Origin of the sequence: Streptomyces sp. NPDC046859, from assembly GCF_040645135.1 — a bacterium.
Taxonomy (GTDB): Bacteria; Actinomycetota; Actinomycetes; order Streptomycetales; family Streptomycetaceae; genus Streptomyces.
Genome location: NZ_JBEYXR010000015.1, coordinates 150,437 through 174,974 on the forward strand (window position 1 = coordinate 150,437; position 24,538 = coordinate 174,974).

18 protein-coding genes are annotated in these 24,538 nt (G+C 73.1%); 11 read left to right on the forward strand and 7 right to left on the reverse strand.

The features are described from left to right. The first annotated feature begins 47 nt into the window (after positions 1-47). Positions 48-941 (forward strand): universal stress protein, encoded by an 894-nt coding sequence (locus tag ABZ899_RS22915; RefSeq protein WP_361349119.1) that lies wholly within the window; start codon positions 48-50, stop codon positions 939-941. Positions 942-951: 10 nt separating this feature from the next. Here the strand turns inward: ABZ899_RS22915 and ppk2 are convergent, their stop codons facing one another. Continuing rightward, on the reverse strand, positions 952-1,755 hold the full coding sequence (gene ppk2, locus ABZ899_RS22920; protein WP_361349121.1) for a polyphosphate kinase 2: 804 nt from the start codon (positions 1,753-1,755) through the stop codon (positions 952-954). Positions 1,756-1,922: 167 nt separating this feature from the next. After that, a complete protein-coding gene (locus ABZ899_RS22925) occupies positions 1,923-2,279 on the reverse strand; it encodes a DUF6479 family protein (protein ID WP_361349124.1) in 357 nt (118 codons plus the stop codon). A gap of 94 nt (positions 2,280-2,373) precedes the next feature. On the opposite strand from ABZ899_RS22925, the gene ABZ899_RS22930 reads away from it, so the two are divergent. The 5 genes from ABZ899_RS22930 to ABZ899_RS22950 all read left to right on the forward strand — a co-directional run bounded on the left by ABZ899_RS22930 (position 2,374) and on the right by ABZ899_RS22950 (position 8,854). Beyond that, on the forward strand, positions 2,374-2,754 hold the full coding sequence (locus ABZ899_RS22930) for a ferredoxin (RefSeq protein ID WP_361349127.1): 381 nt from the start codon (positions 2,374-2,376) through the stop codon (positions 2,752-2,754). 105 nt (positions 2,755-2,859) lie between these two features. Then, positions 2,860-4,035, forward strand: a complete 1,176-nt coding sequence (locus ABZ899_RS22935) for an acyl-CoA dehydrogenase family protein (protein ID WP_361349130.1) — start codon at positions 2,860-2,862, stop codon at positions 4,033-4,035. Between the two features lie 71 nt (positions 4,036-4,106). After that, positions 4,107-4,949, forward strand: a complete 843-nt coding sequence (locus ABZ899_RS22940) for an oxygenase MpaB family protein (protein WP_361349133.1) — start codon at positions 4,107-4,109, stop codon at positions 4,947-4,949. 55 nt (positions 4,950-5,004) lie between these two features. Next, a complete protein-coding gene (locus tag ABZ899_RS22945) occupies positions 5,005-7,224 on the forward strand; it encodes a serine/threonine-protein kinase (RefSeq protein WP_361349136.1) in 2,220 nt (739 codons plus the stop codon). Between the two features lie 52 nt (positions 7,225-7,276). Beyond that, complete coding sequence (locus tag ABZ899_RS22950; RefSeq protein ID WP_361349138.1) at positions 7,277-8,854, forward strand: NAD(P)/FAD-dependent oxidoreductase; 1,578 nt, start codon at positions 7,277-7,279, stop codon at positions 8,852-8,854. A 10-nt stretch (positions 8,855-8,864) separates the two neighbouring features. On the opposite strand, the gene ABZ899_RS22955 is transcribed toward ABZ899_RS22950, so the two are convergent. Next, positions 8,865-10,610 (reverse strand): serine hydrolase, encoded by a 1,746-nt coding sequence (locus ABZ899_RS22955; RefSeq protein ID WP_361349141.1) that lies wholly within the window; start codon positions 10,608-10,610, stop codon positions 8,865-8,867. Positions 10,611-10,807: 197 nt separating this feature from the next. On the opposite strand from ABZ899_RS22955, the gene ABZ899_RS22960 reads away from it, so the two are divergent. Next, on the forward strand, positions 10,808-11,917 hold the full coding sequence (locus tag ABZ899_RS22960; protein ID WP_361349144.1) for a nitronate monooxygenase family protein: 1,110 nt from the start codon (positions 10,808-10,810) through the stop codon (positions 11,915-11,917). Further along, positions 11,914-13,491 carry an acyl-CoA synthetase gene (locus tag ABZ899_RS22965; protein WP_361349147.1) on the forward strand — a complete coding sequence of 526 codons (1,578 nt, stop codon included), beginning with the start codon at positions 11,914-11,916 and terminating at the stop codon, positions 13,489-13,491. Before ABZ899_RS22960 ends, ABZ899_RS22965 begins: the two co-directional genes overlap by 4 nt. A 55-nt stretch (positions 13,492-13,546) precedes the next feature. On the opposite strand, the gene ABZ899_RS22970 is transcribed toward ABZ899_RS22965, so the two are convergent. Next, positions 13,547-15,961: a penicillin acylase family protein gene (locus ABZ899_RS22970; protein ID WP_361349150.1), complete on the reverse strand. Its 2,415-nt coding sequence runs from the start codon at positions 15,959-15,961 to the stop codon at positions 13,547-13,549. A gap of 114 nt (positions 15,962-16,075) precedes the next feature. Here ABZ899_RS22970 and ABZ899_RS22975 point away from each other — a divergent pair, with 114 nt between their 5' ends. Then, positions 16,076-17,581, forward strand: a complete 1,506-nt coding sequence (locus ABZ899_RS22975; RefSeq protein WP_361349153.1) for an acyl-CoA synthetase — start codon at positions 16,076-16,078, stop codon at positions 17,579-17,581. Between the two features lie 5 nt (positions 17,582-17,586). Here ABZ899_RS22975 and paaK read toward each other — a convergent pair whose 3' ends face one another. Next, positions 17,587-18,882: a phenylacetate--CoA ligase PaaK gene (gene paaK / locus ABZ899_RS22980; protein WP_361349156.1), complete on the reverse strand. Its 1,296-nt coding sequence runs from the start codon at positions 18,880-18,882 to the stop codon at positions 17,587-17,589. Positions 18,883-19,077: 195 nt separating this feature from the next. On the opposite strand from paaK, the gene ABZ899_RS22985 reads away from it, so the two are divergent. Further along, the gene (locus ABZ899_RS22985) at positions 19,078-19,965 is read left to right on the forward strand and encodes an alpha/beta hydrolase (protein WP_361349159.1); all 888 of its coding nucleotides are present in this window, start codon (positions 19,078-19,080) and stop codon (positions 19,963-19,965) included. On the opposite strand, the gene ABZ899_RS22990 is transcribed toward ABZ899_RS22985, so the two are convergent. Both ABZ899_RS22990 and ABZ899_RS22995 read right to left on the reverse strand, forming a co-directional pair. Further along, entirely contained in the window at positions 19,962-21,782 is a 1,821-nt protein-coding gene (locus ABZ899_RS22990; protein ID WP_361349162.1) for a sulfatase, read from the reverse strand. The genes ABZ899_RS22985 and ABZ899_RS22990 overlap by 4 nt on opposite strands. A 127-nt stretch (positions 21,783-21,909) precedes the next feature. Beyond that, complete coding sequence (locus ABZ899_RS22995) at positions 21,910-23,556, reverse strand: acyl-CoA synthetase (protein WP_361349165.1); 1,647 nt, start codon at positions 23,554-23,556, stop codon at positions 21,910-21,912. A gap of 177 nt (positions 23,557-23,733) precedes the next feature. On the opposite strand from ABZ899_RS22995, the gene ABZ899_RS23000 reads away from it, so the two are divergent. Beyond that, positions 23,734-24,534, forward strand: coding sequence for a crotonase/enoyl-CoA hydratase family protein (locus ABZ899_RS23000; protein WP_361349170.1), 801 nt, complete (start codon positions 23,734-23,736; stop codon positions 24,532-24,534). Positions 24,535-24,538: the final 4 nt, after the last annotated feature.

Below are 24,538 nucleotides of genomic sequence, written 5' to 3' on the forward strand. Positions count from 1 at the left end.
GGGGCGACCCTGGAAGGGCGGGGGAGCGGCCCGGGAAGGGGATGACCATGGACGGTGCCGACCCTGTCGTGGTGGGCGTGGACGGGTCGCCGTCGAGCCTCATGGCGGTGGAGGCCGCCGCCCGCGAGGCCCGCGCGCACGGTGTGGCCCTGCGCGTGGTGCACGCCTTCGGCAGGCCGCCCGCGCGCATCCCGGCCGGGGGCCGCCCCTGGCAGCCCGCTTCGACGGCCGGTGTGCCGCAGCTCATCGACGGCACGCTCGGCGAGGCCGAACAGCGCGCCCACGCGGCGGCCCCCGGCGTCCGGACCATCCACGAGGTCGTCGTCGGCCTCCCCGTCGAGGTGCTGGAGATCGAGTCGCGCACCGCGTCCATGGTCGTCGTCGGCAGCCGGGGCCTGAGTCGGTTCGGCGCCCTGACGGTCGGGTCCACCGCCGGGCACCTCGCCGCCCACGCCTCCTGCCCGGTCCTCGTGGTGCGCGGCGACCCCCGACCGGCCGGGCCGCCGGTCCTGCTCGCCGTCGACGGCTCGCCCGCCGCCCGCGGCGCCGTCGAGTTCGCCTTCTCCCAGGCGTCCCGGCACGGCACGGACCTGGTGGCGCTGCACGTGTGGAACAACCGGACCGAGCGCGCCTACGCCTCACCGGCCGACCCGCCCTTCGTCACGTACGACGAGGGCCGGCTGCATGACGAGGAGGAACGCGTGCTCGCCGAGGCGCTCGGCGGACTCGGCGACCGGTACCCGGACGTGAGGGTCGAGCGCAGGCTGGTGCGCGGCCGGGTCCGGCACACCCTGATCGAGGCGGGCGCGGACGCCGGGCTCCTCGTGGTCGGCGCCCGCGGCCGGGGCGGCTTCACCGGTCTGCTCCTGGGCTCGGTCAGCCAGGCCGTCCTCCACCACGCGCCGTGCCCGGTCGCCGTCGTCCGGGCCCGCCCCGCCTGACCGCCGGCCCCTACAGACCGGCGGCGTGGTCCGGGACGTAGGTGCGCAGTTCGCGCGGCGGGCGCCGGTAGCCGGTCGACTCCGGCCGCTCGGGCAGCTCGATGACCGGCGGGGGGACGTCGTCGTAGGGCACGGAGCCCAGCAGGTGGGCGATCATGTTCACCCGGGCCCGGCGCTTGTCGTCGCTCTCCACGACGTACCAGGGCGCCTCGGTGATGTCGGTGTGGACCATCATCTCGTCCTTGGCCCGCGAGTAGTCCTCCCAGCGGGTGATCGACTCCAGGTCCATGGGGGACAGCTTCCAACGGCGCAGCGGGTCCTCCAGACGCCGCCGGAACCGCTCTTGCTGCTCCTCGTCGCTCACCGAGAACCAGTACTTGCGCAGCAGGATGCCGTCCTCCACCAGCATCCGCTCGAACAGCGGACACTGCCGCAGGAAGAGCTCGTGCTCCTCCTTGGTGCAGAACCCCATGACGTGCTCGACGCCCGCGCGGTTGTACCAGCTGCGGTCGAACAGGACGATCTCACCGGCGGCCGGCAGATGCTCGATGTACCGCTGGAAGTACCACTGGGTGCGCTGCCGCTCGGTCGGCCTGGGCAGCGCCGCGATCCGGGCCGCCCGGGGGTTGAGATGCTCCGTGACGCGCTTGATGGTGCCGCCCTTGCCCGCCGCGTCCCGGCCCTCGAAGATCACGACCAGCCGGGCCCCCTCGGCCCGCACCCACTCCTGGAGCTTCACCAGCTCCGTCTGCAGCCGCAGCAGCTCCTTCTCGTACGTCTTGCGCGCGAGCTTCCCCGTCTTGCCGCCGGACATGGCGCCTCCCCACTACCCGATCCCGGTCACCGGAACTGCACCGTACTGAGCGGTGTCGCCGAGTGCACGCCGGGACGGCCGGTGCGGCGCACGACGACGGCGCGGACCCCGGGCACTCCTGGGGTCCGCGCCGTTCCCTGGGACGGCCGCGCCGGACGGGACGGGTGTCAGCCCGAGCCGCCGCTGCCGAACGAGCCGCTGCGGCCCTCGTCCCAGCGGCGCCGTCCCTTGAAGGAGCTGTCCCGGGAGGAGACGTTGCCGCTGCCGGGCATCTCGTGCGGGGTCGTGCGCTGGTCGCTCCGCGGCACCTCGTCGGGCTCGCGGTTCTCCCGGATCTCGTGGACCGGGCCGTCCGCGGGCAGCCGCGGCTGTTCCTCGGGGCGGGGGCGAGGCGGTTCCCGGCGCTTGGAGCGCACACCCAGGGCGAAGGCGCCGATGAGCAGCGCCACGAGGACCAGGCCGACCACGGCCAGTCCGATACCCAGGGCACCCTCTGCGGCGATGTCCGTCGATGCGATGTTCATGGCCGGCGGGTACCCGCGGAACCCCGGGTGAACCAGGCGGGTGCCGACGCCCGGCGCGGGTTTGACGCCGGGCGGGCGGGGCTACCCGGCTTCCGTGACCACGGCATCGCAGCAAGAACTCGTCCGGTTCCTGGAGGACCGCTTCACCTGCGCGCAGGCCTGCACGGAGTGCGCCCGGGCCTGCGCCCTGCGCGCCAGCCTCGTCGACCCGGACGGGGTCGAGGACCACGAACTGCTGCGCCGCAAGGGCATCCTGTGCGCCGAGGTATGCGACGCGACCTGCCGGATGCTGTCCGACCAGGGCCACTTCGACAAGGACGCCGAGGACACGCTGCGCATGCAGCTCGAGTGGACCCGCACGGTCTGCCTGGAGAGCGCGCACGTCTTCGAGCGGCACCCGGAGGCGGAGGAGACCGCCCTGGCCTGCCGTGCGTGCGCCCGGGCCTGCACCGACTTCATGGCGCTGCTCGTCTGAGACCCGCCCCCGCGCGGATCGCGGACCCTCCTCGCCATTCCCTATTTCTGGAACACGTTCTACGGTGTGCGCCGACAGGACCAGTCCTGGGACCCTGGAGGCGCCGTGCACTTCGCATACACGCCCGAGCAGCAGCGGCTGCGCAGCGAACTGCGCGCCTACTTCGCCGGCTTGGCGCCGGACACCGACACCCCGCCCGGCGACCCGGCCGCCCGGAAACGGCACTACCGCGCCACGATCCAGCGCCTCGGGGCGGACGGCTGGCTCGGCGTGGGCTGGCCCGAGGAGTACGGCGGACGCGGACTGACCGCCGTCGAGCAGTTCATCTTCTTCGACGAGGCCGCGCAGGCCGGCGTCCCCCTGCCGCTCATGGCGCTCAACACCGTCGGGCCGACGATCATGCAGTACGGCACGGACGAACAGAAGGCGTACTTCCTGCCGAGGATCCTCTCCGGCGACATCGACTTCGCCATCGGATACAGCGAGCCCGAGGCCGGCACCGACCTGGCCGCCCTGCGCACCCGCGCGGTCCGCGACGGCGACCACTACGTCGTGGACGGACAGAAGATCTGGACGACCAACGGGGACACCGCCGACTGGGTGTGGCTCGCGGTGCGCACCGACCCGGACGCCCCGCCGCACAAGGGCATCACCATGCTCCTGGTGCCGACCACCGACCCCGGCTACTCCTGCACCCTCATCCACACCCTCGCCTCCCACGACACCACGGCCGGCTACTACGAGAACATCCGCGTGCCCGTCTCCCGCCGCGTCGGCGAGGAGAACCAGGGCTGGCGCCTGATCACCAACCAGCTCAACCACGAACGCGTCACCCTCGCCGCCCACGGCACCATGGCCGTCCGCGCCCTGCACGACGTCCAGCGCTGGGCCATGGAGACCAAGCTCGCCGACGGGCGCCGGGTGATCGACCTGCCCTGGGTGCGCCGCCGCCTCGCGCAGACCCACACCCGGCTCGACGCCCTCAGGCTCCTGAACTGGAAGATGGTCAGCGCCGTCGGGGACGGCAGCCTCGCCCCGCAGGACGCCTCCGCCGTCAAGGTCTACGGCTCCGAGGCCCGCCGCGACGCCTACGCCTGGCTGATGGAGGTCACCGCCGTACCCGGGGCCCTGAAGGAGGGCTCGGCGGGCGCCGTCCTGCGCGGCGAACTGGAACGCGGCTACCGCTCGGCGGTCATCTTCACCTTCGGCGGCGGCAACAACGAGATCCAGCGCGAGATCATCGCCTGGATCGGGCTGGGGATGCCGCGGGTACGCCGCTAGGGATGTCACGCCGATCATGCCGGACGCCGGGAGCCCGGCAGGGACGGCGGGACATCCCCTACCCTGCCGGTATGGGCGATCCCGGGCTGTTCACCCCGAACTCGGTCACCTGGCAGCTGCACGGCGACCCCATGATGTGGGTCGCCGGCATCCGCGCCCTCTACCTCCAGGCGCTGCACCCGCGCGCGGTGCGCGGTGTCCTGCAGAACTCCGACTTCCGCCGGGACGCCTGGGGCCGGCTGCTGCGGACCGCCGACTTCGTCGGCACCACGACCTACGGCACCACCGAGGCCGCCGAGAAGGCCGGTGCCCGGGTCCGGAAGATCCACCGCATGCTGGGCGCCACCGACCCGGACACCGGCGAGCGGTACGGCGTCGACGAGCCCGCGCTGCTGCTGTGGGTGCACTGCGCCGAGATCGACTCCTACCTCCAGGTCGCGCGCCGCTCCGGCTTCCCGCTCACCGACGCCCAAGCCAACCGGTACATCGCCGAACACCGGGTCGGCGCCCGCCTGGTGGGCCTGGACCCCGACGCGGTGCCGGGCGACCAGGAGGAGATGGCGGAGTACTTCGAGACCGTGCGGCCCGAGCTGTCCTGCGGGCCCGAGGCACGCGTCGTGGACGACTTCCTGCTCCGTCCGCCGACGCACCCCCTCCTCGTCCCGGCGCGCGAGGCGCTGTGGCGGCGCGTGGCCGGGCTGGCGTACGCCGCTCTGCCGCCGTACGCCCACGACCTGTACGGACGGCCGGCCCCGGAACCCGCCGTCGTCACCCGCCGGTTGCGTGCCACCGGCACCGTGCTGCGCTGTGTTCCCGCACGTCTGCGCTGGCAACTGCCGCCCAAACACATCCTGCGCGCCATGGACCGGCTGGGCCCCGGCGCCCGCCCGGCACCGTACAAACTCGGACGATAGCTCGCCATACTGGACGAGCCGGGAGGGTGGACCACACGGGGGGCGAGCGCGGCAGATGGGGGAAAGCAGGCTGATCCAGGGCCGGTACCGGCTGCTCGAACCGATCGGGCGGGGCGGTATGGGCGAGGTCTGGATGGCACGGGACGAGTCACTGGGCCGGCGCGTCGCCGTCAAGTGCCTCAATCCGCTGGGGCCGCACCACGACCCGTCCTTCATGCGGGTCCTGCGGGAGCGGTTCCGCCGCGAGGCCCGGGTCGCGGCCGCGCTCCAGCACCGCGGGGTCACGGTCGTCCACGACTTCGGCGAGTCCGACGGGGTGCTGTTCCTGGTGATGGAGCTCCTGGAGGGCCGCAACCTGAGCCAGCTCCTGGAGGACAACAAACACCATCCGCTGCCCGTCGCGGACGTCGTCGATATCGCCGAGCAGGTCGCCGCCGCCCTCGCCTACACCCACCAGCAGGGCATCGTGCACCGAGACCTGAAACCGGCGAACATCATGCGCGTCGCCGACGGCACCGTGAAGATCTGCGACTTCGGCATAGCGCGCCTCGCCCACGACATCGGGTTCACCTCCCGGCTCACCGGCACGGGCGTGGCGATGGGCACCCCCCACTACATGTCGCCGGAGCAGATCGGCGGCGAGGAGGTCGACCAGCGCAGTGACCTGTACTCCCTGGGCTGCGTGCTGTACGAGATCGCCACCGGCGTCCCGCCGTTCGACCTCGACGACCCGTGGGCGGTCCTCGTCGGCCATCGCGACACCCCGCCCCGGCCCCCGCGCGGCCACCGCGCCGACCTCCCCGAGTACCTGGAGAAGGTCATCCTGGAGCTGCTCGCCAAACGCCCCGAGGAACGCCCGCGCGACGGAGGCGAACTGGGCCGCCGCATCAGCCTCGGCCGCACCACACCGGCGTACGTGCCCACCGTGGTGACCGCGCGGCCGGGGACCGGGCCCGAGCCGCCCGCCGGCCGCGCGTCGCGCCTGCCGTCCTGGACCCGGGGCATGACCACCGGCCACAAGGCCACCGGCACCGGACCGCGCAGCACACCCCCCGACGCCGCCGCCGGTCTCACCGGCGAATGGATCCCGCGGGCCTCCGGCGCCACGGGTGCGCCGCCCGTCGCCTCGGCGCCGGCGCTGACCGCGCTGGCCGGACGGCACGGCGCCGGACTGAGCCTGGGCCGCCTCGGCCGCTGGACGGAGGCCCGCGAGGTGCACCGGGCGGTGGCCGCCGAACGCGAGCGCCTCCTCGGCCCCGAACACCCCGACACCCTCGCCAGCCGCTACGAACTCGCCTTCACCCTCAGCCGGACCGGCAGCGCCGCCGACGCGCTGCGCGAGTACAAGCACGTCGCCCGCTCCCGCAGCCTCGCGCTCGGCCCGGACCACCCCGACACGCTCGCCGCACGCCAGGAGATGGCCTACGTACTGGGCCAGTTGGGCCGGCACGTGGACGCGCACCAGGTCTACACGTCGGTGCTGGCCGACCGGGAGCGCGCGATGGGCGCCGACCACCCCGACACCCTGCGCTGCCGCCACAACCTCGCGTTCAACCTCAGCAGACTCGGCCGCCTGGAGGACTCCCACCGCATGGCCGAGGAGGTGGCCGCCGCCCGCGCCCGCGTCCTCGGCCCGCACCACCCCGACACCCTGGTCACCCGCTACGAGGTCGCGTACGCGCTGGGCCAGTTGGGACGCTGGACACAGGCGCTGGAGACCTACCGCGAGGTCGCCGACGCCCGCGCCCACGCCCTCGGCCCGGACCACCCGGACACCCTCGCCGCCCGCTACGAGGTCGGCATCAGCCTCGGCCGTCTGGGCCGCAGCGCGGAGGCGCTCCAGCTCTACCGTGCCCTCGTCGACGACCGCGCCCGGGTCCACGGCCCCGCCCACCCGGAGACCCTGCGGGCCCGCCACGGCCTCGGCGTCAACCTGGGCCGGCTGGGCCGCTGGGAGGAGGCGCTCGCCGAGGCCCGCGACGTCTGCGCGATCCGCGAGCGGGTCCTCGGCGTCGACCACCCGGACACCCTGGTCAGCCGTCGCGAGGTGGCCGTCGGCCTGGGCTGGCTGGGCCGGTGGCCGGACGCGCTGTCCGAGTACCGGCGGGTGGCCGCCGCCCGGGAACGGGTCCTGGGCGCCGACCACCCCGACACCCTCGCCAGCCGCAACGACGAGGCCCACTGCCTGGAGCAGCTCGGCCGCGCCGCGGAGGCGGCCCAGCTGTACCGCCGGGTGGCGGTGCTGCGGCAGCGGCGGGTGTCCGAGGGCCGGTGACCCGGGCACCCGGGCTCTGGCCGCAATGGATCACCCCGTGTTACCAAGGACCATGCCTGCACTCGACGCACGCCCAGGACACCGCACGTACGACGCCGTGATCGTCGGCGGAGGCCACAACGGCCTGGTCGCCGCCGCCTATCTGGCCCGGGCCAGACGGTCCGTGCTGGTGCTGGAGCGGCTGGGGACCACGGGCGGGGCCGCCGTGTCCACGCGCCCGTTCGCCGGGGTCGACGCCCGGCTGTCGCGCTACTCGTACCTGGTCAGCCTGCTGCCCGACAAGATCGTCCGGGATCTGGGGCTGAGCTTCCGGGTCCGCAAGCGGGACGTCTCCTCGTACACGCCGGTGGAGCGGGGCGGGCGTCCGACGGGGCTGCTGGTCGGCGGCGGGGCGGAGCGGACCCGGGAGGCGTTCGCCCGGCTGACCGGCGGCGACCGCGAGTACGAGGCCTGGCAGCGCTTCTACGGCACGACCGGCGAGGTCGCGCGGCGCGTGTTCCCCACCCTCACCGAACCCCTGCCGAGCCGGGACGAGCTGCGCCGGCGGGTGGCGGACGACGACGCCTGGCGGATGCTCTTCGAGGAGCCGGTCGGGGTGGCGATCGAGGAGCGGTTCACGGACGACCTGGTGCGGGGCGTCGTCCTCACGGACGCCCTCATCGGCACGTTCGCCGACGCCCACGACCCCTCGCTGAAGCAGAACCGCTGCTTCCTCTACCACGTGATCGGCGGCGGCACCGGCGACTGGGACGTCCCCGTCGGCGGCATGGGCGCGCTCACCGACGCCCTCGCCGCCGCGGCCCGCGCCGCCGGCGCCGTCCTGGTCACCGGCCACGAGGCCGTGCGCATCGACACCGACGGGCGTACGGCCGAGGTCACCTACCGCACCGCGGAGGGCGAGGGCGTCGCCGCCGCCCGCCACGTCCTGGTGAACGCCTCCCCGCAGGAGCTGGCCGCCCTCACCGGGGACCCGGCCCCGGCGCCCGCCGAGGGCGCCCAGCTGAAGGTCAACATGCTGCTGAAGCGGCTGCCCCGGCTGCGCGACACCTCCGTCGACCCCCGTGAGGCGTTCTCCGGCACCTTCCACATCGCCGAGGGATACGGCCAGCTCGCCGCAGCCCACGCCCAGGCCGCCGCCGGGGAGCTCCCCACCGCGCCGCCGTCCGAGATCTACTGCCACTCGCTGACGGACCCGACGATCCTCGGGCCGGACCTCGTCGAGCAGGGCTACCAGACGCTCACCCTGTTCGGCCTGCACACCCCCGCGCGGCTGTTCGAGCGGGACAACGACGCGGTCCGCGAGGACCTGCTGAAGTCGACGCTGGCCCAGCTGGACGCCCACCTCGCCGAACCGCTCGCCGACTGCCTGGCGACCGACGCGGACGGACGCCCCTGCATCGAGGCGAAGACGCCCCTCGACCTGGAACGCGACCTGCGTCTGCCCGGCGGGAACATCTTCCACCGGGACCTGTCCTGGCCGTACGCCGACGAGGCGACCGGCCGCTGGGGCGTGGAGACCCGCCACCCGAACGTCCTGCTGTGCGGGGCGGGGGCCGTGCGCGGGGGAGGGGTGAGCGGGGTGCCGGGGCACAACGCGGCGATGGCGGTGCTGGAGGCCGGCGACGCGTGATGAGGGAGGGTCAGTCGGCCGAGGCCGTCCAGCCGGTGGCCGTCAGCCGTGCGGCGTCCGCCGCCCGTGCCTCGTCGAACAGGACCCGGTGGGCTCCCTCGACCCGCAGCCCGTCCACGTACGCGCCCCGGCCCACGTAGAGCCGGTCGGTGGTGTAGCGCCAGCGCACCCGCAGGGCGGGGTCGGCGGGCAGCGGCGCGGTCAGCCGGTGCCAGGCCCGGCCCGACCAGCCGGTGGCCGTGCCCGCGGGATGCTCCTCGGTCCCGTCGCCCTTGCGCGTGGTCGTGAAGGGCAGCGGCTGCCAGGTGGCGCCCTCGTCCGTGGACGCCTCCAGCGCGAGGACGTCCGCCGCCGGCTCGGTGTCCCACCACACCGCGCAGGTCAGCCGCGCGCCGCCGCGCGAGGTGTCGAGGGCGGGGAGCGCGAGGGTGGCGGTCGTGGCGCCGGCCATCCCCGAGAACCACGCGGTACGGCCGTGGGCCGCGCGCACCGGCACCGCGCGCGCCAGGTTGTTCCCGGCGGCCACCCGGGGCGCCGACCCGGACCGCCAGCCGCGCACCGGGTGCACGGAGTTGCCGAGGACGACGAGGAAGGAGTCGGTGGTCGGGTCGAGGACCAGCGAGGTGCCGGTGAAGCCGGTGTGGCCGGCTGTGCGCGGGGTGGCCATGGCGCCCATGTACCAGTGCTGGTAGAGCTCGAAGCCCAGGCCGTGCTCGTCCCCGGGGAACGCGGTGTTGAAGTCCGTGAACATCAGCTCCACGGAGTCCGGCGCCAGGATGCGCGCCCGGCCGTAGGAGCCGCCGTTGAGCAGGGTCCGGCCGAGGACCGCGAGGTCCCAGGCGGTGGAGAACACCCCGGCGTGGCCCGCGACGCCGCCGAGGCTGAAGGCGTTCTCGTCGTGCACCTCGCCCCACACGAGCCCGCGGTCCAGACCGGACCACGGCGTGCGGGCGTCCTCGGTCGCCGCGATCCGCGGCTTCCAGGAGGCGGGCGGGTTGTAGCGGGTGTGGCGCATCCCGAGCGGGCCGGTGATCTCGTCGTGGAGCAGGGTGTCGAGGGTGCGGCCGGTGATCTTCTCCAGGACGAGCTGGAGGGAGATCAGGTTCAGGTCCGAGTAGAGATAGGTGCCGCCCGGCGGGTTGAGCGGCGCCTCGTCCCAGATGAGCTGGAGCTTTCCCTCGTGGGTGGGCGCGCTGTAGAGCGGGATCCAGGCCCGGAACCCCGAGGTGTGGGTGAGGAGCTGACGGATCGTGATGTCCTGCTTGCCGGCCCGCCCGAAGTCCGGGAGGTAGGAGGCGACCGTTGCCTCCAGGCCGAGCGCGCCGCGTTCGATCTGCTGGACGGCGAGGATCGAGGTGAACAGCTTGGAGACCGACGCCAGGTCGAAGACGGTGTCCTCGGCCATCGGTATCCGCTGGTCGGCGGGGAACTCCACGCCGGTGTCGGTCTTCTCGTCGTACGCCTGGTAGCGCACCGCCATGCCGATCGGCTCGTGCAGGGCGACCGTGCCGCCGCGCCCCGCCAGCAAGACCGCCCCCGCGTACCAGGGGTGCTTCGGGGAGGGGCCGAGGAACGCCTCGGCGTCCGTGACGAGCCGGCGCAGCGCGGCGGGCAGAAGGCCGGCGCGCTCCGGTGAGCCGTGCCGCAGGGTGCCGGCGCGGCCCGTCGCCGCGGCCGCGGGTGCGGCCGGGAGAGGGGCGAGCGCGAGAGCGCCGCCCAGGGCCAAGACGCCCCTGCCGAGTTGACGTCGCGTCATCCTCGCGTTGTCGTCCGTCACCGAGGTCCTCCCACCGTCCGGCTGAAAGTATCTTTCGCGATCGCCGTGCCGGATGAAACTTTCCTGTCAGGGCGGGGTCATGTCAACGGTGCGTCCCCATCCGGTGGCGTCAAATAATCTGACGATGCATCAGAAAAGGTCTTCCGTCGTCCGGGCGGCTGCGGCATCCTGCGCCCATGCAGACGGAGTTGAGCACCACCTTGGGAGTCGAGCACGCCGTCTTCGGCTTCACGCCGTTCCCCGCCGTCGCCGCGGCCATCAGCCGGGCCGGCGGCTTCGGAGTGCTCGGCGCGGTCCGCTACACCGCCCCGGACGACCTCGCCCGCGACCTCGACTGGATCGACGCCCACGTCGGCGGGCTGCCCTACGGCCTCGACGTCGTCATGCCCGCCACCAAGGTCGAGGGTGTCGCCGAGGCCGACGTCGAGGCGATGATCCCGGACGGACACCGCCGGTTCGTCCAGGACACCCTCGCCAAGTACGGCGTGCCCGAACTGCCCGCGGGGGAGGCCGCCGGCTGGCGTATCACCGGCTGGATGGAACAGGTCGCCCGCGGCCAGCTCGACGTCGCCTTCGACCACCCCATCGGGCTGCTCGCCAACGCCCTCGGTTCCCCGCCCGCGGACGTCGTCGCCCGCGCCCACGACCAGGGCGTGCTCGTGGCCGCCCTCGCGGGAAGTGCCCGCCACGCCCGCAAGCACAAGGACGCCGGCATCGACGTCGTCGTCGCCCAGGGCTACGAGGCGGGGGGCCACACCGGTGAGATCGCGTCCATGGTGCTGACCCCGGAGGTGGTGGAGGAGGTCCACCCGCTGCCGGTCCTCGCGGCCGGCGGCATCGGCAGTGGACAGCAGGTGGCCGCCGCGCTCGCGCTCGGCGCGCAGGGTGTGTGGCTGGGCTCCCTGTGGCTCACCACCACCGAGGCGGACCTCCACTCGCCCGCCCTCCTGCGCAAACTCCTCGCGGCCACCTCCTCCGACACGGTCCGCTCCCGCGCCCTCACCGGCAAACCCGCCCGCCAGCTGCGCACCGAGTGGACCGACGCCTGGGACGGTCCGGACAGCCCCGGCACCCTGCCCATGCCCCTCCAAGGGCTTCTCGTCGCCGAGGCCGTCTCCCGCATCCAGCGCCACGAGGTGGAACCCCTCCTGGGCACCCCCGTCGGGCAGATCGTCGGCCGGATGACCTCCGAACGCACCGTCCGGGAGGTGTTCGACGACCTCACCCGGGGCTTCGAACGAGCCGTCGACCGCCTGAACCGCGTCGCCGGCCGGAGCGGACGATGACCGGGACTTCCGCGGCGCCCGCGGAGAACAGGGCACCCGTCGGCTTCTGGGCCCAGGCCGCCGCCGAACCCGGCCGCACCGTCCTCGTCGCCCCCGACGGCGAGCGGTGGACCGCCGGACGGCTGCACGCCGACGCCAACCGCCTCGTGCACGGCTTGCGCGCCGCCGGCCTGGAACGCGGCGACGCCTTCGCCGTCGTCCTCCCCAACGGCGCCGAGTTCCTCACCGCCTACCTGGCGGCCGGACAGGCCGGCTTCTACCTCGTCCCCGTCAACCACCACCTCGTCGGCCCCGAGATCGCCTGGATCGTCGCCGACTCCGGCGCCAAGGTGCTCATCGCGCACGAGCGTTACGCGGCCGCCGCACGCCAGGCCGCCGACGAGGCCGGTCTCCCACCGGCCCACCGCTACGCCGTGGGCACCGCCGAGGGCTTCCGGCCGTATCCCGAACTCCTCGACGGGCAACCGCAGTCACCGCCCGCCGACCGCACCCTCGGCTGGGTCATGAACTACACCTCGGGCACCACCGGCCGACCCCGCGGCATCCGCCGCCCCCTGTCCGGCCGGGCTCCCGAGGAGGCCTACCTGGGGGGCTTCCTCGGCATCTTCGGCATCCGGCCGTTCGACGACAACGTCCACCTCGTGTGCTCGCCGCTCTACCACACCGCGGTGCTCCAGTTCGCGGGCGCGTCCCTGCACATCGGGCACCGGCTGGTGCTGATGGACAAGTGGACCCCGCAGGACATGCTCCGCGCCATCGACACCCACCGCTGCACCCACACCCATATGGTCCCGACCCAGTTCCACCGGCTGCTCGCCCTGCCCGAGGACGTACGGGCGCGCTACGACGTCTCCTCCATGCGGCACGCCCTCCACGGCGCCGCGCCCTGCCCCGAGCACGTCAAACGGGCGATGCTCGACTGGTGGGGGCCGTGCGTCGAGGAGTACTACGCAGCCAGCGAGGGCGGCGGGACCTTCGCGACCGCCGAGGACTGGCTGAAGAAGCCCGGCACGGTCGGCCGGGCCTGGCCGATCAGCGAGATCGCCGTCCTCGACGACGACGGCCAGCGGCTCCCGCCCGGCGAACTCGGCACCGTCTACCTGCGGATGGACACCGGAGGCTTCACCTACCACAAGGACGAGGCCAAAACCCGTGAGAACCGCGTCGGCGACTTCTTCACCGTCGGAGACCTCGGCCACCTGGACGAGGAGGGCTATCTCTTCCTCCGCGACCGGAAGATCGACATGATCATCTCGGGCGGGGTCAACGTCTACCCCGCGGAGATCGAGTCCGTACTGCTCTCCCATCCCGCGGTCGCCGACGCCGCCGCCTTCGGCGTCCCGCACGACGACTGGGGCGAGGAGGTCAAGGCCGTCGTCGAACCGGCCCCCGGCCATGAACCCGGTCCGGCCCTCGCGGACGCCGTCCTCGCCCACTGCGCCGAACGCCTCGCCGGCTACAAGCGGCCCCGCAGCGTCGACTTCGTCGCCGAGATGCCGAGGGACCCCAACGGCAAGCTGTACAAACGGCGGCTGCGCGACCCGTACTGGCAGGGCCGCGCCCGGCCCATGTGACACGGCACGGCCCCGCCCCGCGCCCGGCCGGGACACGCGGCGGGGCCGTGGCCGCTCAGCGCTCGCGCACCCGCACGACCCGCAGCGCGGGCGAGGCGAGGACGTCCTTCTCGCAGAACCGCGCCGTCACCCACTTCTCACCCGAGAACAGCCGGGTCTGGTCGCTGAAGTGCGGCGACTTCGAGTTGGAGGACTGCGCGTACGTCAGCAGCGTCCGCGCCACCGGGCAGCGGCTGCCGTCCCAGCCGACCGCCTGGACATGGCTGGAACCGGTCGTCACCTCCGTGTAGCCGCCCCGCGCCAGCGCCCACACCGGTTCGACCTTGTTCCACACCCCGAGCTGCTCGGTGCCGCCCGGAACGGCGATGCGCTGCCCGTTCCGTACGACGAACTGGTGCTCGCCCAGCCGGGAGTCCAGGGCGATGCCCGCCCCCCTCAGCTCGGCCACCGCGTCCGCGAGCGCCCTCGCGAACCCGGGCGCGCCGGTGTTCAGGGTGTTCGGGGTGCGCACCGGGTCCGCCGCCGAGAAGGGCACCTTCCACCGTTCGGCCGCCGGCACCGAGGCGTTGAACTTCCGCCAGAACCGGTCGAACAACAGGGCGCCGCGGCTGCCGGTGTCCATGGTGCGGTCCCACGCCGCGAGCACCCGGCAGGCCGCCGACACGTCGACCGCCTCGCCGGAGCTGCCCGTCGCCGTGCCGCCCGGCAGCGCGGCGCACGCCTTCGCCGTGGCGGCCGCCGCCAGATCGGCGGCGGGCACCCGGTTCGCGAACTGCTGCCGCTCCAGGTCCCGTACGGTCAGCGCGCCCTTGCGCGCCATCGCCGCCACGTCCTCGACGGCACCGCGCGTGCGCAGCGAACGCTGGGTGCCCACCGTGCCGAAGATCCGCTCGTACCCGGTCAGCGGCCGGTCCGCGTTGGCGAGCCAGGCGCTGTCGTTGGAGTTCTCCACGTACGGCGCGTCCTTCAGCGTCGGCATGCGCGCCGGCCCGAACGTCCCCGGCTGCACGGCGTCGGCGTCCCGGCCGAGCGCGCACTCACCGCGCGAACCGTCGAGGACGGCGAGGCCCGCCGCCGGATACGTGGCCTTGCCCAGCGGGGTGGAGCAGCGCGCCGCCAACTCGTCGGTGATCCGGGGCAGCACCTGCGACTGGCTGAACAACGAATGCCCCGAGGAGTCGGCGGCGATGGTGTTCACCCACGGCAGACCCTGGTGCCGGGCCAGGGACTTCAGCACGTCGGCCGTGCCGCGGGCCTTGCCGAAGCCCAACGAGGTATCGGCGAACCGCATGTTCGCGGCGTTCGGGTCGTGCAGCGCGAACGCCGTGGTGGCCGTCCAGGGCAGCGGTGGATTCCCGGTGGGGTCGGCGACGACGGGCCCGTACCGGGTCCACCACTGGGTGCGGGTCACCGGGGCGGCGCCCTTGACCGAGACCGTCACGGTCCGTTTCGTCATCCGCTCACGCCGGCCGTCCACGAGGTAGACGGTGGGGTCGGCCGGATCCAGCGTGAGCTGGTGCAGGTTGAACGGCACCCCGGTCGACACGGTGTGGCTCCACGCCACATGCGCGTTGTAGCCGATGGAGATCGTCGGCGAACCCAGCAACGACCCGCCCGCGACGTCGAGTTCACCGGGGATGGTCTGCTGCGCCTGCCAGAACCGGCGTCCGCCCTGCCACGGGTAGTGCGGGTTGCCCAGCAGCAGACCGCGGCCGTTCGCCGTGGTCTCGCCCCGGAAGGCCACCGCGTTCGACCCCATGGCGGCGTCCGCGGTCCGCTGCCGCACGGCACGGATCACGGCGTCGGCGTCCGGTGCGGCACCCTCGGCACCGGCGGCGGCACCGGTCGGCGGCCGCGCCGAGGTGATGTCGTCGACGGAGCCACCCTGGCCGCCGAGCACCGCGAAGGCGTAGAAGCGGGCCGCCACGTCCAGCGTGGTCACGGGCCGCACCCAGGCGGCCCCCTCGCAGGCCGGGTCGGTGACGTGGTTCTGCCTCAGCCAGGCGTTGTACCCGGAGGCGAAACCGCGCAGCAGATCGGAGACCTGGCGGCTCGGACCGAGCGGCGCGGGACGGGCGAGCAGCTTCTCGACCGTCCGCGTCTGACGCACCCCGCGGAAGTACAGGTCGCTGGAGAGGTTCGTGCCCGCCGACGACAGTGAGAAGTCGGTCGCCGCGTCCGGCCCGAGGAACCGGGAGCGCTCGCCGCGCACCGTCAGGAACCCGTCGGCGAGGGTGCACACCTGGTCGGCGGCCTGCGCCCAACCAGTGCCGAATCCCAAGGACTTGTAGTCCTCGGCGACGATATGGGGGATGCCGTACTCGGTGTAGCGGATCACGGCCGACAGACCGCCGTGCGAGGGGTGGTCGTGACGAGCCGGCCGTTCGGCCGCGGCGGCCGGCAGGGCCGCGGTGGCGGTGAGCAGGACGGTGGCCGCGGCGGCCAGTCGTCTCGGACGGGTGGTGCGCATCTGTGCCTCCCGACGTCGTTGAGGGAAGGAGCGGTTGAGCGTACCTACTGGTCGGTGCAATCGACCCCCCGGATGCTTGACCTGTCCCCGGCGGCGCACCGAGGATCATGAGTCATGACGCAGGGACAGGGCAGCACGGTTGACGGGGTGCTGCGGCGCAGCGCCCACCGCACCCCGGCACGCACCGCCGTGGAGTACGGCGACCGCTCGTGGACGTACGCCGAACTCGACGACGCCGTCTCGCGCGCGGCGACCGTCCTGCTCGGCCAGGGACTGGCCCCCGGCGACCGGGTCGGCGCCTACGGACACAACTCGGACGCCTATCTGATCGGCTTCCTCGCCTGCGCCCGCGCGGGCCTCGTCCACGTCCCCGTCAACCAGAACCTGACCGGCGACGACCTCGCCTATCTCGTGCACCAGTCCGGCAGCGCGCTCGTCCTCGCCGACCCCGGCCTCGCCGCCCGGCTGCCCGAGGGCACCCGGACCCTGGCGCTGCGCGACACCGACGACTCCCTCCTCGCCCGGCTCGCCGACGCGGAGCCCTACGACGGCCCCGAGCCGCGCACCGAGGACCTGGTCCAGCTCCTCTACACCTCCGGGACGACGGCCCTCCCCAAGGGCGCGATGATGACCCACCGCGCGCTCGTCCACGAGTACCTGAGCGCCATCACCGCGCTCGACCTCAGCGCGGGCGACCGGCCCGTGCACTCCCTGCCGCTGTACCACTCGGCGCAGATGCACGTCTTCCTGGTGCCCTACCTCGCGGTCGGCGCCACCAACATCATCCTCGACGCCCCCGACGGCGACCGGCTGCTGGACCTGATCGAGGCCGGCCGGGTGGACAGCCTGTTCGCCCCGCCCACGGTGTGGATCGCGCTGGCGGGCCGCCCCGACTTCGCCGACCGCGACCTGAGCGGGCTGCGCAAGGCGTACTACGGCGCCTCGATCATGCCGATTCCCGTCCTGGAGCGGCTGCGTGAACGGCTCCCGAAGCTCGGCTTCTACAACTGCTTCGGGCAGAGCGAGATCGGCCCCCTCGCCACCGTCCTCGCGCCGGACGAGCACAAGGGCCGGATGGACTCCTGCGGCAGGCCCGTGCTGTTCGTGGACGCGCGGGTGGTCGACGAGGACGGCAAGGACGTCCCCGACGGCACGCCCGGCGAGATCGTGTACCGCTCCCCGCAGCTGTGCGAGGGCTACTGGGACAAGCCCGAGGAGACCGCCGCGGCCTTCCGGGACGGCTGGTTCCGCTCCGGCGACCTCGCGGTGCGCGACGCGCACGGCTACCTCACGATCGTCGACCGGGTGAAGGACGTCATCAACTCCGGTGGCGTCCTGGTCGCCTCACGGCAGGTCGAGGACGCCCTCTACACCCACGAGGGCGTCGCCGAGGTCGCCGTGATCGGGCTGCCGGACGACCGGTGGATCGAGGCGGTCACCGCGGTCGTCGTGCCGCGCGGCGAGGCCACCGAGGCGGAGCTGATCGAGCACGCGCGCGAGAAGCTCGCCCACTTCAAGGCCCCGAAGCGGGTCGTGTTCGTGGACGAGCTGCCCCGCAACGCCAGCGGCAAGATCCTCAAGCGCGCACTGCGCGACCGGTTCTCGGGGGAGACCGCGTAGCGGTCCTACCGCGGACGCAGGTCCACGATCCGACGGATCTTGCCCACCGAGCGCTCCAGCGACTCCGGCTCGACGATCTCCACGGTGACCGACACCCCGATGCCGTCCTTCACGGCCGCCGCGATCGACCGCGCGGCGGCGTCCCGGACCTCGGGAGAGGCGCCGGGACGGGCCTCGGCCCGTACGGTCAGCGCGTCCAGCCGGCCCTCCCGGCTCAGCCGCAGCTGGAAGTGGGGCGCCACGCCCGGCGTACGCAGCACGATCTCCTCGACCTGGGTGGGGAAGAGGTTGACGCCCCGCAGGATCACCATGTCGTCGCTGCGCCCGGTGATCTTCTCCATCCGCCGGAACACCCGGGCCGTGCCGGGCAGCAGCCGGGTCAGGTCCCGGGTGCGGTACCGGACGATCGGCATGGCCTCCTTGGTGAGCGAGGTGAAGACCAGCTCGCCCTGCTCGCCGTCGGGCAGCGGCTCACCGGTGACCGGGTCGACGATCTCCGGGAAGAAGTGGTCCTCCCACACATGGAGCCCGTCCTTGGTCTCCACGCACTCCTGGGCCACGCCCGGGCCGATGACCTCGGACAGCCCGTATATGTCGACCGCGTCGATCGCGAAGCGCTCCTCGATCTCGCGCCGCATCCGCTCGGTCCACGGCTCGGCCCCGAAGATGCCCACGCGCAGCGACGTCCCGCGTGGGTCGACGCCCTGCCGCTCGAACTCGTCGAGCAGGGTCAGCATGTACGACGGCGTCACCATGATGATCTCGGGCCTCAGGTCCTGGATCAGCTGCACCTGGCGGGCGGTCATGCCGCCGGACGCGGGAATGACCGTGCAGCCGAGCCGCTCGGCCCCGTAGTGCGCGCCGAGCCCGCCGGTGAACAGCCCGTAGCCGTACGCCACATGCACCTTGTCGCCGGGTCGCCCGCCCGCCACCCGGATCGACCGGGCCACCATGTCCGCCCACAGGGAGAGATCGCCGTCGGTGTAGCCGACGACCGTGGGTCGCCCCGTGGTGCCGCTGGAGGCGTGGAGGCGGCGGATGCGGTCGTGGGGCACCGCGAACATCCCGTACGGGTAGTTCTCGCGCAGGTCGGCCTTGGTGGTGAACGGGAACCGGGCCAGGTCGGCGAGCGCACGGCAGTCCTCGGGCCGTATCCCGGCCTCGTCGAAGGATTCCCGGTAGAAGGACACATGGTCGTACGCGTGCCGCAGCGAGGCCCGCAGCCGCTCCAACTGGAGCGCCCGCAGCCCCTCCAGGTCGAGGCGTTCCCCCGAGTCCCGCAGGTCCGTCGCATCCTTCATAGGGAGATCTCCCACCAACCGCGCTGATCCGGACGACCGATCATTCGGTCTGGTCTTCCGGGATCAGTAATTCAGGCGGTGCGTGATCAGGCAAGGGGGTCGTGCGGAAATTCCGGCTGCCGGGGACGGCCAGTGACACGCGTCCGCCCGGAATGGCCTTGCGGGCGGGCGCGTGACACGGCCATGCTCGGGCCCATGCCCACCCTGCGCTCCGCCGACGGCACCGAGATCGCCTACCACCTGCGAGGGGACGGCGCACCGCTGCTCGTCCTGCCGGGCGGGCCGATGCGGGCCTCCGCCTACCTCGGCGACCTGGGTGGGCTCTCCGCTCACCGGCGCCTCGTGCTGCTCGACCTGCGCGGCACCGGAGCCTCCGGGACACCCGCCGACCCCGCCACCTACCGCTGCGACCGCCTCGTGGACGACGTCGACCGGGTGCGGGAGCACCTGGGACTGTCCCGCATGGACGTGCTCGGCCACTCCGCGGGCGGCAGCCTCGCCCTGCTGTACGCCGCCCGGCACCCCGAGCGGGTGGCGCGGCTGGCGCTGGTCACCACGACCCCGTGGGTCCTGGGCATGCCGGCCACGGCCGAGGAGCGCCGGGCGGCGGCGCGGCAGCGGGAGGGCGAGCCCTGGTTCGCCGAGGCCTACCCCCTGTTCGAGAGGTGGCTGTCCGGGGAGGGCGACTTCGACCCCGCCATCGCCCCCTTCTTCTACGGCCGCTGGGACGACGCCGCCCGGGAGCACGACGCCCGCGCCGAGGACGAGTCGAACGACGAGGCCGCCGCGCTCTACTTCTCCGAGGGCGCCTACGACCCGGCGGCCACCCGTGCCGCCCTGGCCCGCCTGACGGCCCCGGTCCTCGTCCTCGCCGGCGGAGCCGACGGCGGCCCCTGCCCCGACCTGGCCCGCCGCACCGCCGCCGCCCTCCCGCACGCCGAACCGGCCGTGCAGCCCGGCGCCGGGCACTATCCGTGGCTGGACGACCCGGTGTGGTTCGTCCGGCGGATCAGGGCCTTCCTGGACGCCGCCGAGGCCCCGGCGGGACCGGCCGCGCCGAGCCGGCCCGTCACCGGCCCTTAACGCCCGTACGCCGTCAGGAAACGGTCCCTGAACCGGTCCATGCCCCAGGTCGGGGCGTCGTCGGCGGGCTTGAGACCCGGCGTCCAGTTCCATCCCTCGATCCGGTCCAGGACCTTCGGGTCCCGGGCGACGATCGTGATCGGCACGTCCCTGCTCGTGCTCCCTCCCGTGACCGTCGGGACGGGCTGGTGGTCGCCGAGGAAGACCAGCACCGTGTCGTCGGTGCCGTAGCGCTCGACCCACTCGGTGAGGCTCTGGATCGAGTACTCGATGGCACGGCGGTACTCGGTGCGCACGCGCTCGGGCTTCTTCCAGACCTGCGTCGGGTCGGTGCCCTCCTTCTCGATCCCGTCGAACACCGAGCCGTCACCGAGGTCGTCCCAGTCGATCACGCGGGGGATCGGCGACCACGGGTTGTGGCTGGAGGCGAGGATGATCTCCGCCATGATCGGGTCGCGGTTCTTCCTGCCGTGCTCCAGCCGCTGGAACGCCTCCAGGCTGAACTGGTCCGGCACCGGCGACCAGCTGAAGTAGGGGCCGTGGTACCCCAGGTGCTCGGAGTCGTAGATGTGGTCGAGGCCGAAGTACTTGCCCTCCGGCCAGGCCTTGCGGACGCCGGGGACGATACCGACGGTCCGCCAGGCGCCGGTCTTCTGGAAGTAGCTGGTGAGGGTGGCGCGGTCGCTGGTGGTCAGGGTCCGGTAGCGCTGCTGGTTCTTCACCCACAGGCCCGACAGGAACGTGGAGTGGGCGAGCCAGCTGCCGGCGCCCGTCACCGGAGACCTGAGCCAGCCGCTGCGCGCGGAGAAGCCCGCGGCCTTCAGCCGGGCGTCGCCCGCCTCGAGCGTCGCCCTGACCTCCGGTCCCATCTTCGGATCGTCGATGGCCACCCGGCCGTAGCTCTCGACGAAGGTGAGCATGACGTCCTTGCCCCGCAGCCCGGTCAGCAGCTGGTCGGACGGGGTCTTGGCGTAGGCGTCGACGGGGAGCTGCTTCTTGAACACCTCGGCGTCACCGAGGCCGTCGCGGACGTACTGCACACGGTTCGACAGGTACTGCGCGTAGCCCTTGGTGGCCACCGTGACGCCGCCGGACTGCACCCCGACGGTGAAGCAGATGACCCACACGACGCCGAGGACCAGCGTGGTACGCGCGGCCACCCGGCGGTGGCGGGCCAGCACGTTCCCCAGCCGCACCACCGCGAGCGCGCTCAGCACCAGCACGGCCACGGCCAGGGCGACGACCCCGATCACCGCGAGCACTTCGCCCGTGCGGCCGAGCGAGTCCTTCAGGAAGTCCGCGGCGTCGCCGAGCAGCACCCAGTCGAAGACCAGGTCGAACGGCCGGGCGAGGGTCTGCCGGAAGCCCATGTCGAGGCACTTCAGGATGGCCGACAGCCCGAGGAGCACGCCCAGGACGGCGGCCGTGATCCGCCGCGCCCGCGACGGCAGGGCGAGCAGGACCGCCGCGAGGAAGAGGCCTTCGACGGGGAGGCGGAGGAACGACTGGACGGTGATCTGGTCGAGCCGGTTGGGCACGAGCAGCACGACGAACACCAGCACGGCGGCCAGCACGGTCGTACCGAGCCACACCCCCCGCGCGGTGCGCGGAAAACGCCGGCGCCAGCCGAACCAGCAGCCGCGAGCGGGAGTGGGGGACTGTGCGTCGGGCTCGTCCGCGGTGTGGGCGCCCGGCTCCCGCGCGCCGGGCTCGGGGTCCTTCTCGGGTTCGTCCGTCGCCGTCACGTCGGGGTCCGGGCTCCCGTCGGCGTCCGCGTCCGTGTCCGGCAGCTGGCGAGGGGGCGTGAGGTGCGACACCCGTAGGTCCTTCCGTGCGGTTTCCCTGCTGGTACGGCGGACCGGGCCCGCAGGTCGGGGCCGCCTACTTCGCGTACGGCCCGCCCCCACCCTCCGTTCAGGCACACAGGTCAACCGCGGGCAAAGACTACGCCCGCCCCCGCCCCCTCCGGTCGGCGTCCTTCGCCACGTCCCGTGCCCAGCGGTAGTCCGCCTTGCCGCTCGGCGAGCGCCGTACCGCGTCCGTGATCACCAATTGCCGGGGGATCTTGTAACCGGCGAGATGGCTGCGGCAGTACGTCTGGACGTCCTCCAGGGACGGCCGCGGCGCTCCCTCGCGCAACTGCACCACCGCCGCGACGTGGTTGCCCCACTTAGCGTCCGGCACCCCGGCCACCAGGGCGTCGTAGACGTCGGGGTGGGACTTGAGCGCCTGCTCGACCTCCTCCGGGTACACCTTCTCGCCCCCGGTGTTGATGCACTGCGAGCCGCGGCCCAGCACGGTGACGACGCCCTCCTCGTCGACCGTGGCCATGTCGCCGAGCAGCACCCAGCGTTCGCCGTCCTTCTCGAAGAACGTCTCCGCGGTCTTCGCCGGGTCGTTGTAGTAGCCGAGCGGCACATGGCCGCACTGCGCGACCCGGCCCACCTCGCCCGCGCCGACCGGTTCACGGGTCACGGGGTCGACCACCCGGGTACGGGAGTTGACGCGGACGCGGAAACCGCGCCCGGGTCCGGAGTCCGCCGTCGCCGTGCCGTTGAAACCGGACTCGGAGGACCCGAAGTTGTTCAGCAGCAGCGCATGGGGGACCCGTTCCTGGAACTGGCGGCGCACGGTGTCGGACAGGATCGCGCCGGAGGACGACACGCTGAACAGGGACGAGCAGTCCGTGCCCTTCAGCGGCCCGTCGAGCGCGTCCACCAGGGGCCGCAGCATCGCGTCGCCGACCAGCGACACGCTCGTCACCCGCTCCCGCTCGATCGTGCGCAGCACCTCCTCCGGCACGAACCCGCGGTGGATCACCACGCGCTGGCCGAGGCCGAAGCCGATGAAGGCCGTGAGGGTGGAGGTCCCGTGCATCAGCGGGGCCGTCGGGAAGAACGTGATGCCGTCACCGCCCGCGGTGACCCGCTCGGCGAGCTCCTGCGGCCTGCGCACCGGCTCACCCGTCGGCGCGCCGCCGCCGAGACCGGCGAAGAACAGGTCCTCCTGCCGCCACATCACGCCTTTCGGCATCCCCGTGGTGCCGCCCGTGTAGATGATGAACTGGTCGTCGCCCGAGCGTGCCGGGAACCCTCGCTCCGGCGACCCGGCGGCCTCCGCGTCGGCGAAGGGCACCGCCGGCACGACCGGCGCCGCGGCGGCGCCCGGATCCGCCCGGCCCACCCGCACCAGATGCCGCAGCCGCTCGACGCCGGGCAGCGCTGCCGCCACCCGGCCGGTGAACTCGGCGTCGAAGACCAGGGCCACCAGGTCGGCGTCCCGGTACAGGTAGACCAGTTCCTCCTCGACATAGCGGTAGTTGACGTTGACCGGGACGATCCGGGCCTTCAGGCAGCCCAGCACCGTCTGCAGGTACTCGACGCCGTTGTACAGGTGCAGCCCGAGGTGCTCGCCGGGGCGGATGCCGCTGTCGATCAGATGGTGCCCGATCCGGTTGGCGGCCGCGTCCAACCGGGCGTAGGTCAGCCGTCGTTCGGCGCCCGAGCCGGGGTGGTCGAGGTACACGAGCGCCTCACGGTCCGGGACCGCGTCGACGACCGACTCGAACAGGTCGGCAAGGTTGTACTCCACCGCTCCTCCTGACCTCGGCGGGGCCTGGCTCCGTGACGGTTCGCCGGTCATCAGAGCAAAGGGCGGCACGAGTGGGAAGCCTCCGCGCAAAAGAATCTGACTGACTGTCAGAAAACCCTTGAAGTGCTCCGTCGCCTCCTGCAACCTGTTCTCGTTCCGGCAGAGGGGAGAGGGCTCATGAGCGGGACCGAACACCTCACCGTGCGGCGCGAGGGCGCCACCCTGGTGCTGACGCTCGACCGGCCCGCCGCGAGGAACGCGCTCTCGCTGCCCATGCTGGTCGGCCTCCACGACGGCTGGGCCGAGGCCGACGCCGACGACTCGATCCGCTCGGTCGTGCTGACCGGCGCGGGCGGCGCCTTCTGCGCCGGCATGGACCTCAAGGCCCTCGCCGGCGACGGCATGGCGGGGGAGGAGTACCGCGACCGGCTCAAGGCCGACCCCGACCTGCACTGGAAGGCCATGCTCCGCCACCACCGGCCGCGCAAACCCGTGATCGCCGCCGTCGAGGGCCACTGCGTCGCGGGCGGCACCGAGATCCTCCAGGGCACCGACATCCGGGTCGCCGGCGAGTCGGCCGTCTTCGGGCTCTTCGAGGTGCGGCGCGGCCTGTTCCCGATCGGCGGCTCCACCGTGCGCCTGCCCCGCCAGATCCCCCGCACCCACGCCCTGGAGATGCTGCTCACCGGACGGCCCTACAGCGCCCGCGAGGCCGCGGCCATCGGCCTGATCGGGCACGTCGTACCCGACGGCACCGCACTCGGCAGGGCCCTGGAGATCGCCGACCGCGTCAACGCCTGCGCACCGCTCGCCGTGGAGGCCGTGAAGGCGTCCGTGTACGAGACGGCCGAGATGACCGAGACCGACGGCCTCGCCGCCGAACTCACCCACGGCTGGCCGGTGTTCGACACCGCCGACGCCAAGGAGGGCGCCCGCGCCTTCGCGGAGAAGCGGCCACCCGTCTACAAACGCGCCTGATGAG

Excerpts from the sequence above, each read along its gene's own strand:
- ABZ899_RS22955 (WP_361349141.1), bottom strand. The coding sequence starts at position 10,610 with ATGACGCGACGTCAACTCGGCAGGGGCGTCTTGGCCCTGGGCGGCGCT.
- ABZ899_RS23000 (WP_361349170.1), top strand. The coding sequence starts at position 23,734 with ATGAGCGGGACCGAACACCTCACCGTGCGGCGCGAGGGCGCCACCCTG.
- ABZ899_RS22965 (WP_361349147.1), top strand. The coding sequence starts at position 11,914 with ATGACCGGGACTTCCGCGGCGCCCGCGGAGAACAGGGCACCCGTCGGC.
- ABZ899_RS22970 (WP_361349150.1), bottom strand. The coding sequence starts at position 15,961 with ATGCGCACCACCCGTCCGAGACGACTGGCCGCCGCGGCCACCGTCCTG.
- paaK (WP_361349156.1), bottom strand. The coding sequence starts at position 18,882 with ATGAAGGATGCGACGGACCTGCGGGACTCGGGGGAACGCCTCGACCTG.
- ABZ899_RS22915 (WP_361349119.1), top strand. The coding sequence starts at position 48 with ATGGACGGTGCCGACCCTGTCGTGGTGGGCGTGGACGGGTCGCCGTCG.
- ABZ899_RS22940 (WP_361349133.1), top strand. The coding sequence starts at position 4,107 with ATGGGCGATCCCGGGCTGTTCACCCCGAACTCGGTCACCTGGCAGCTG.
- ABZ899_RS22975 (WP_361349153.1), top strand. The coding sequence starts at position 16,076 with ATGACGCAGGGACAGGGCAGCACGGTTGACGGGGTGCTGCGGCGCAGC.
- ABZ899_RS22945 (WP_361349136.1), top strand. The coding sequence starts at position 5,005 with ATGGGGGAAAGCAGGCTGATCCAGGGCCGGTACCGGCTGCTCGAACCG.
- ABZ899_RS22960 (WP_361349144.1), top strand. The coding sequence starts at position 10,808 with ATGCAGACGGAGTTGAGCACCACCTTGGGAGTCGAGCACGCCGTCTTC.
- ppk2 (WP_361349121.1), bottom strand. The coding sequence starts at position 1,755 with ATGTCCGGCGGCAAGACGGGGAAGCTCGCGCGCAAGACGTACGAGAAG.
- ABZ899_RS22925 (WP_361349124.1), bottom strand. The coding sequence starts at position 2,279 with ATGAACATCGCATCGACGGACATCGCCGCAGAGGGTGCCCTGGGTATC.
- ABZ899_RS22985 (WP_361349159.1), top strand. The coding sequence starts at position 19,078 with ATGCCCACCCTGCGCTCCGCCGACGGCACCGAGATCGCCTACCACCTG.
- ABZ899_RS22950 (WP_361349138.1), top strand. The coding sequence starts at position 7,277 with ATGCCTGCACTCGACGCACGCCCAGGACACCGCACGTACGACGCCGTG.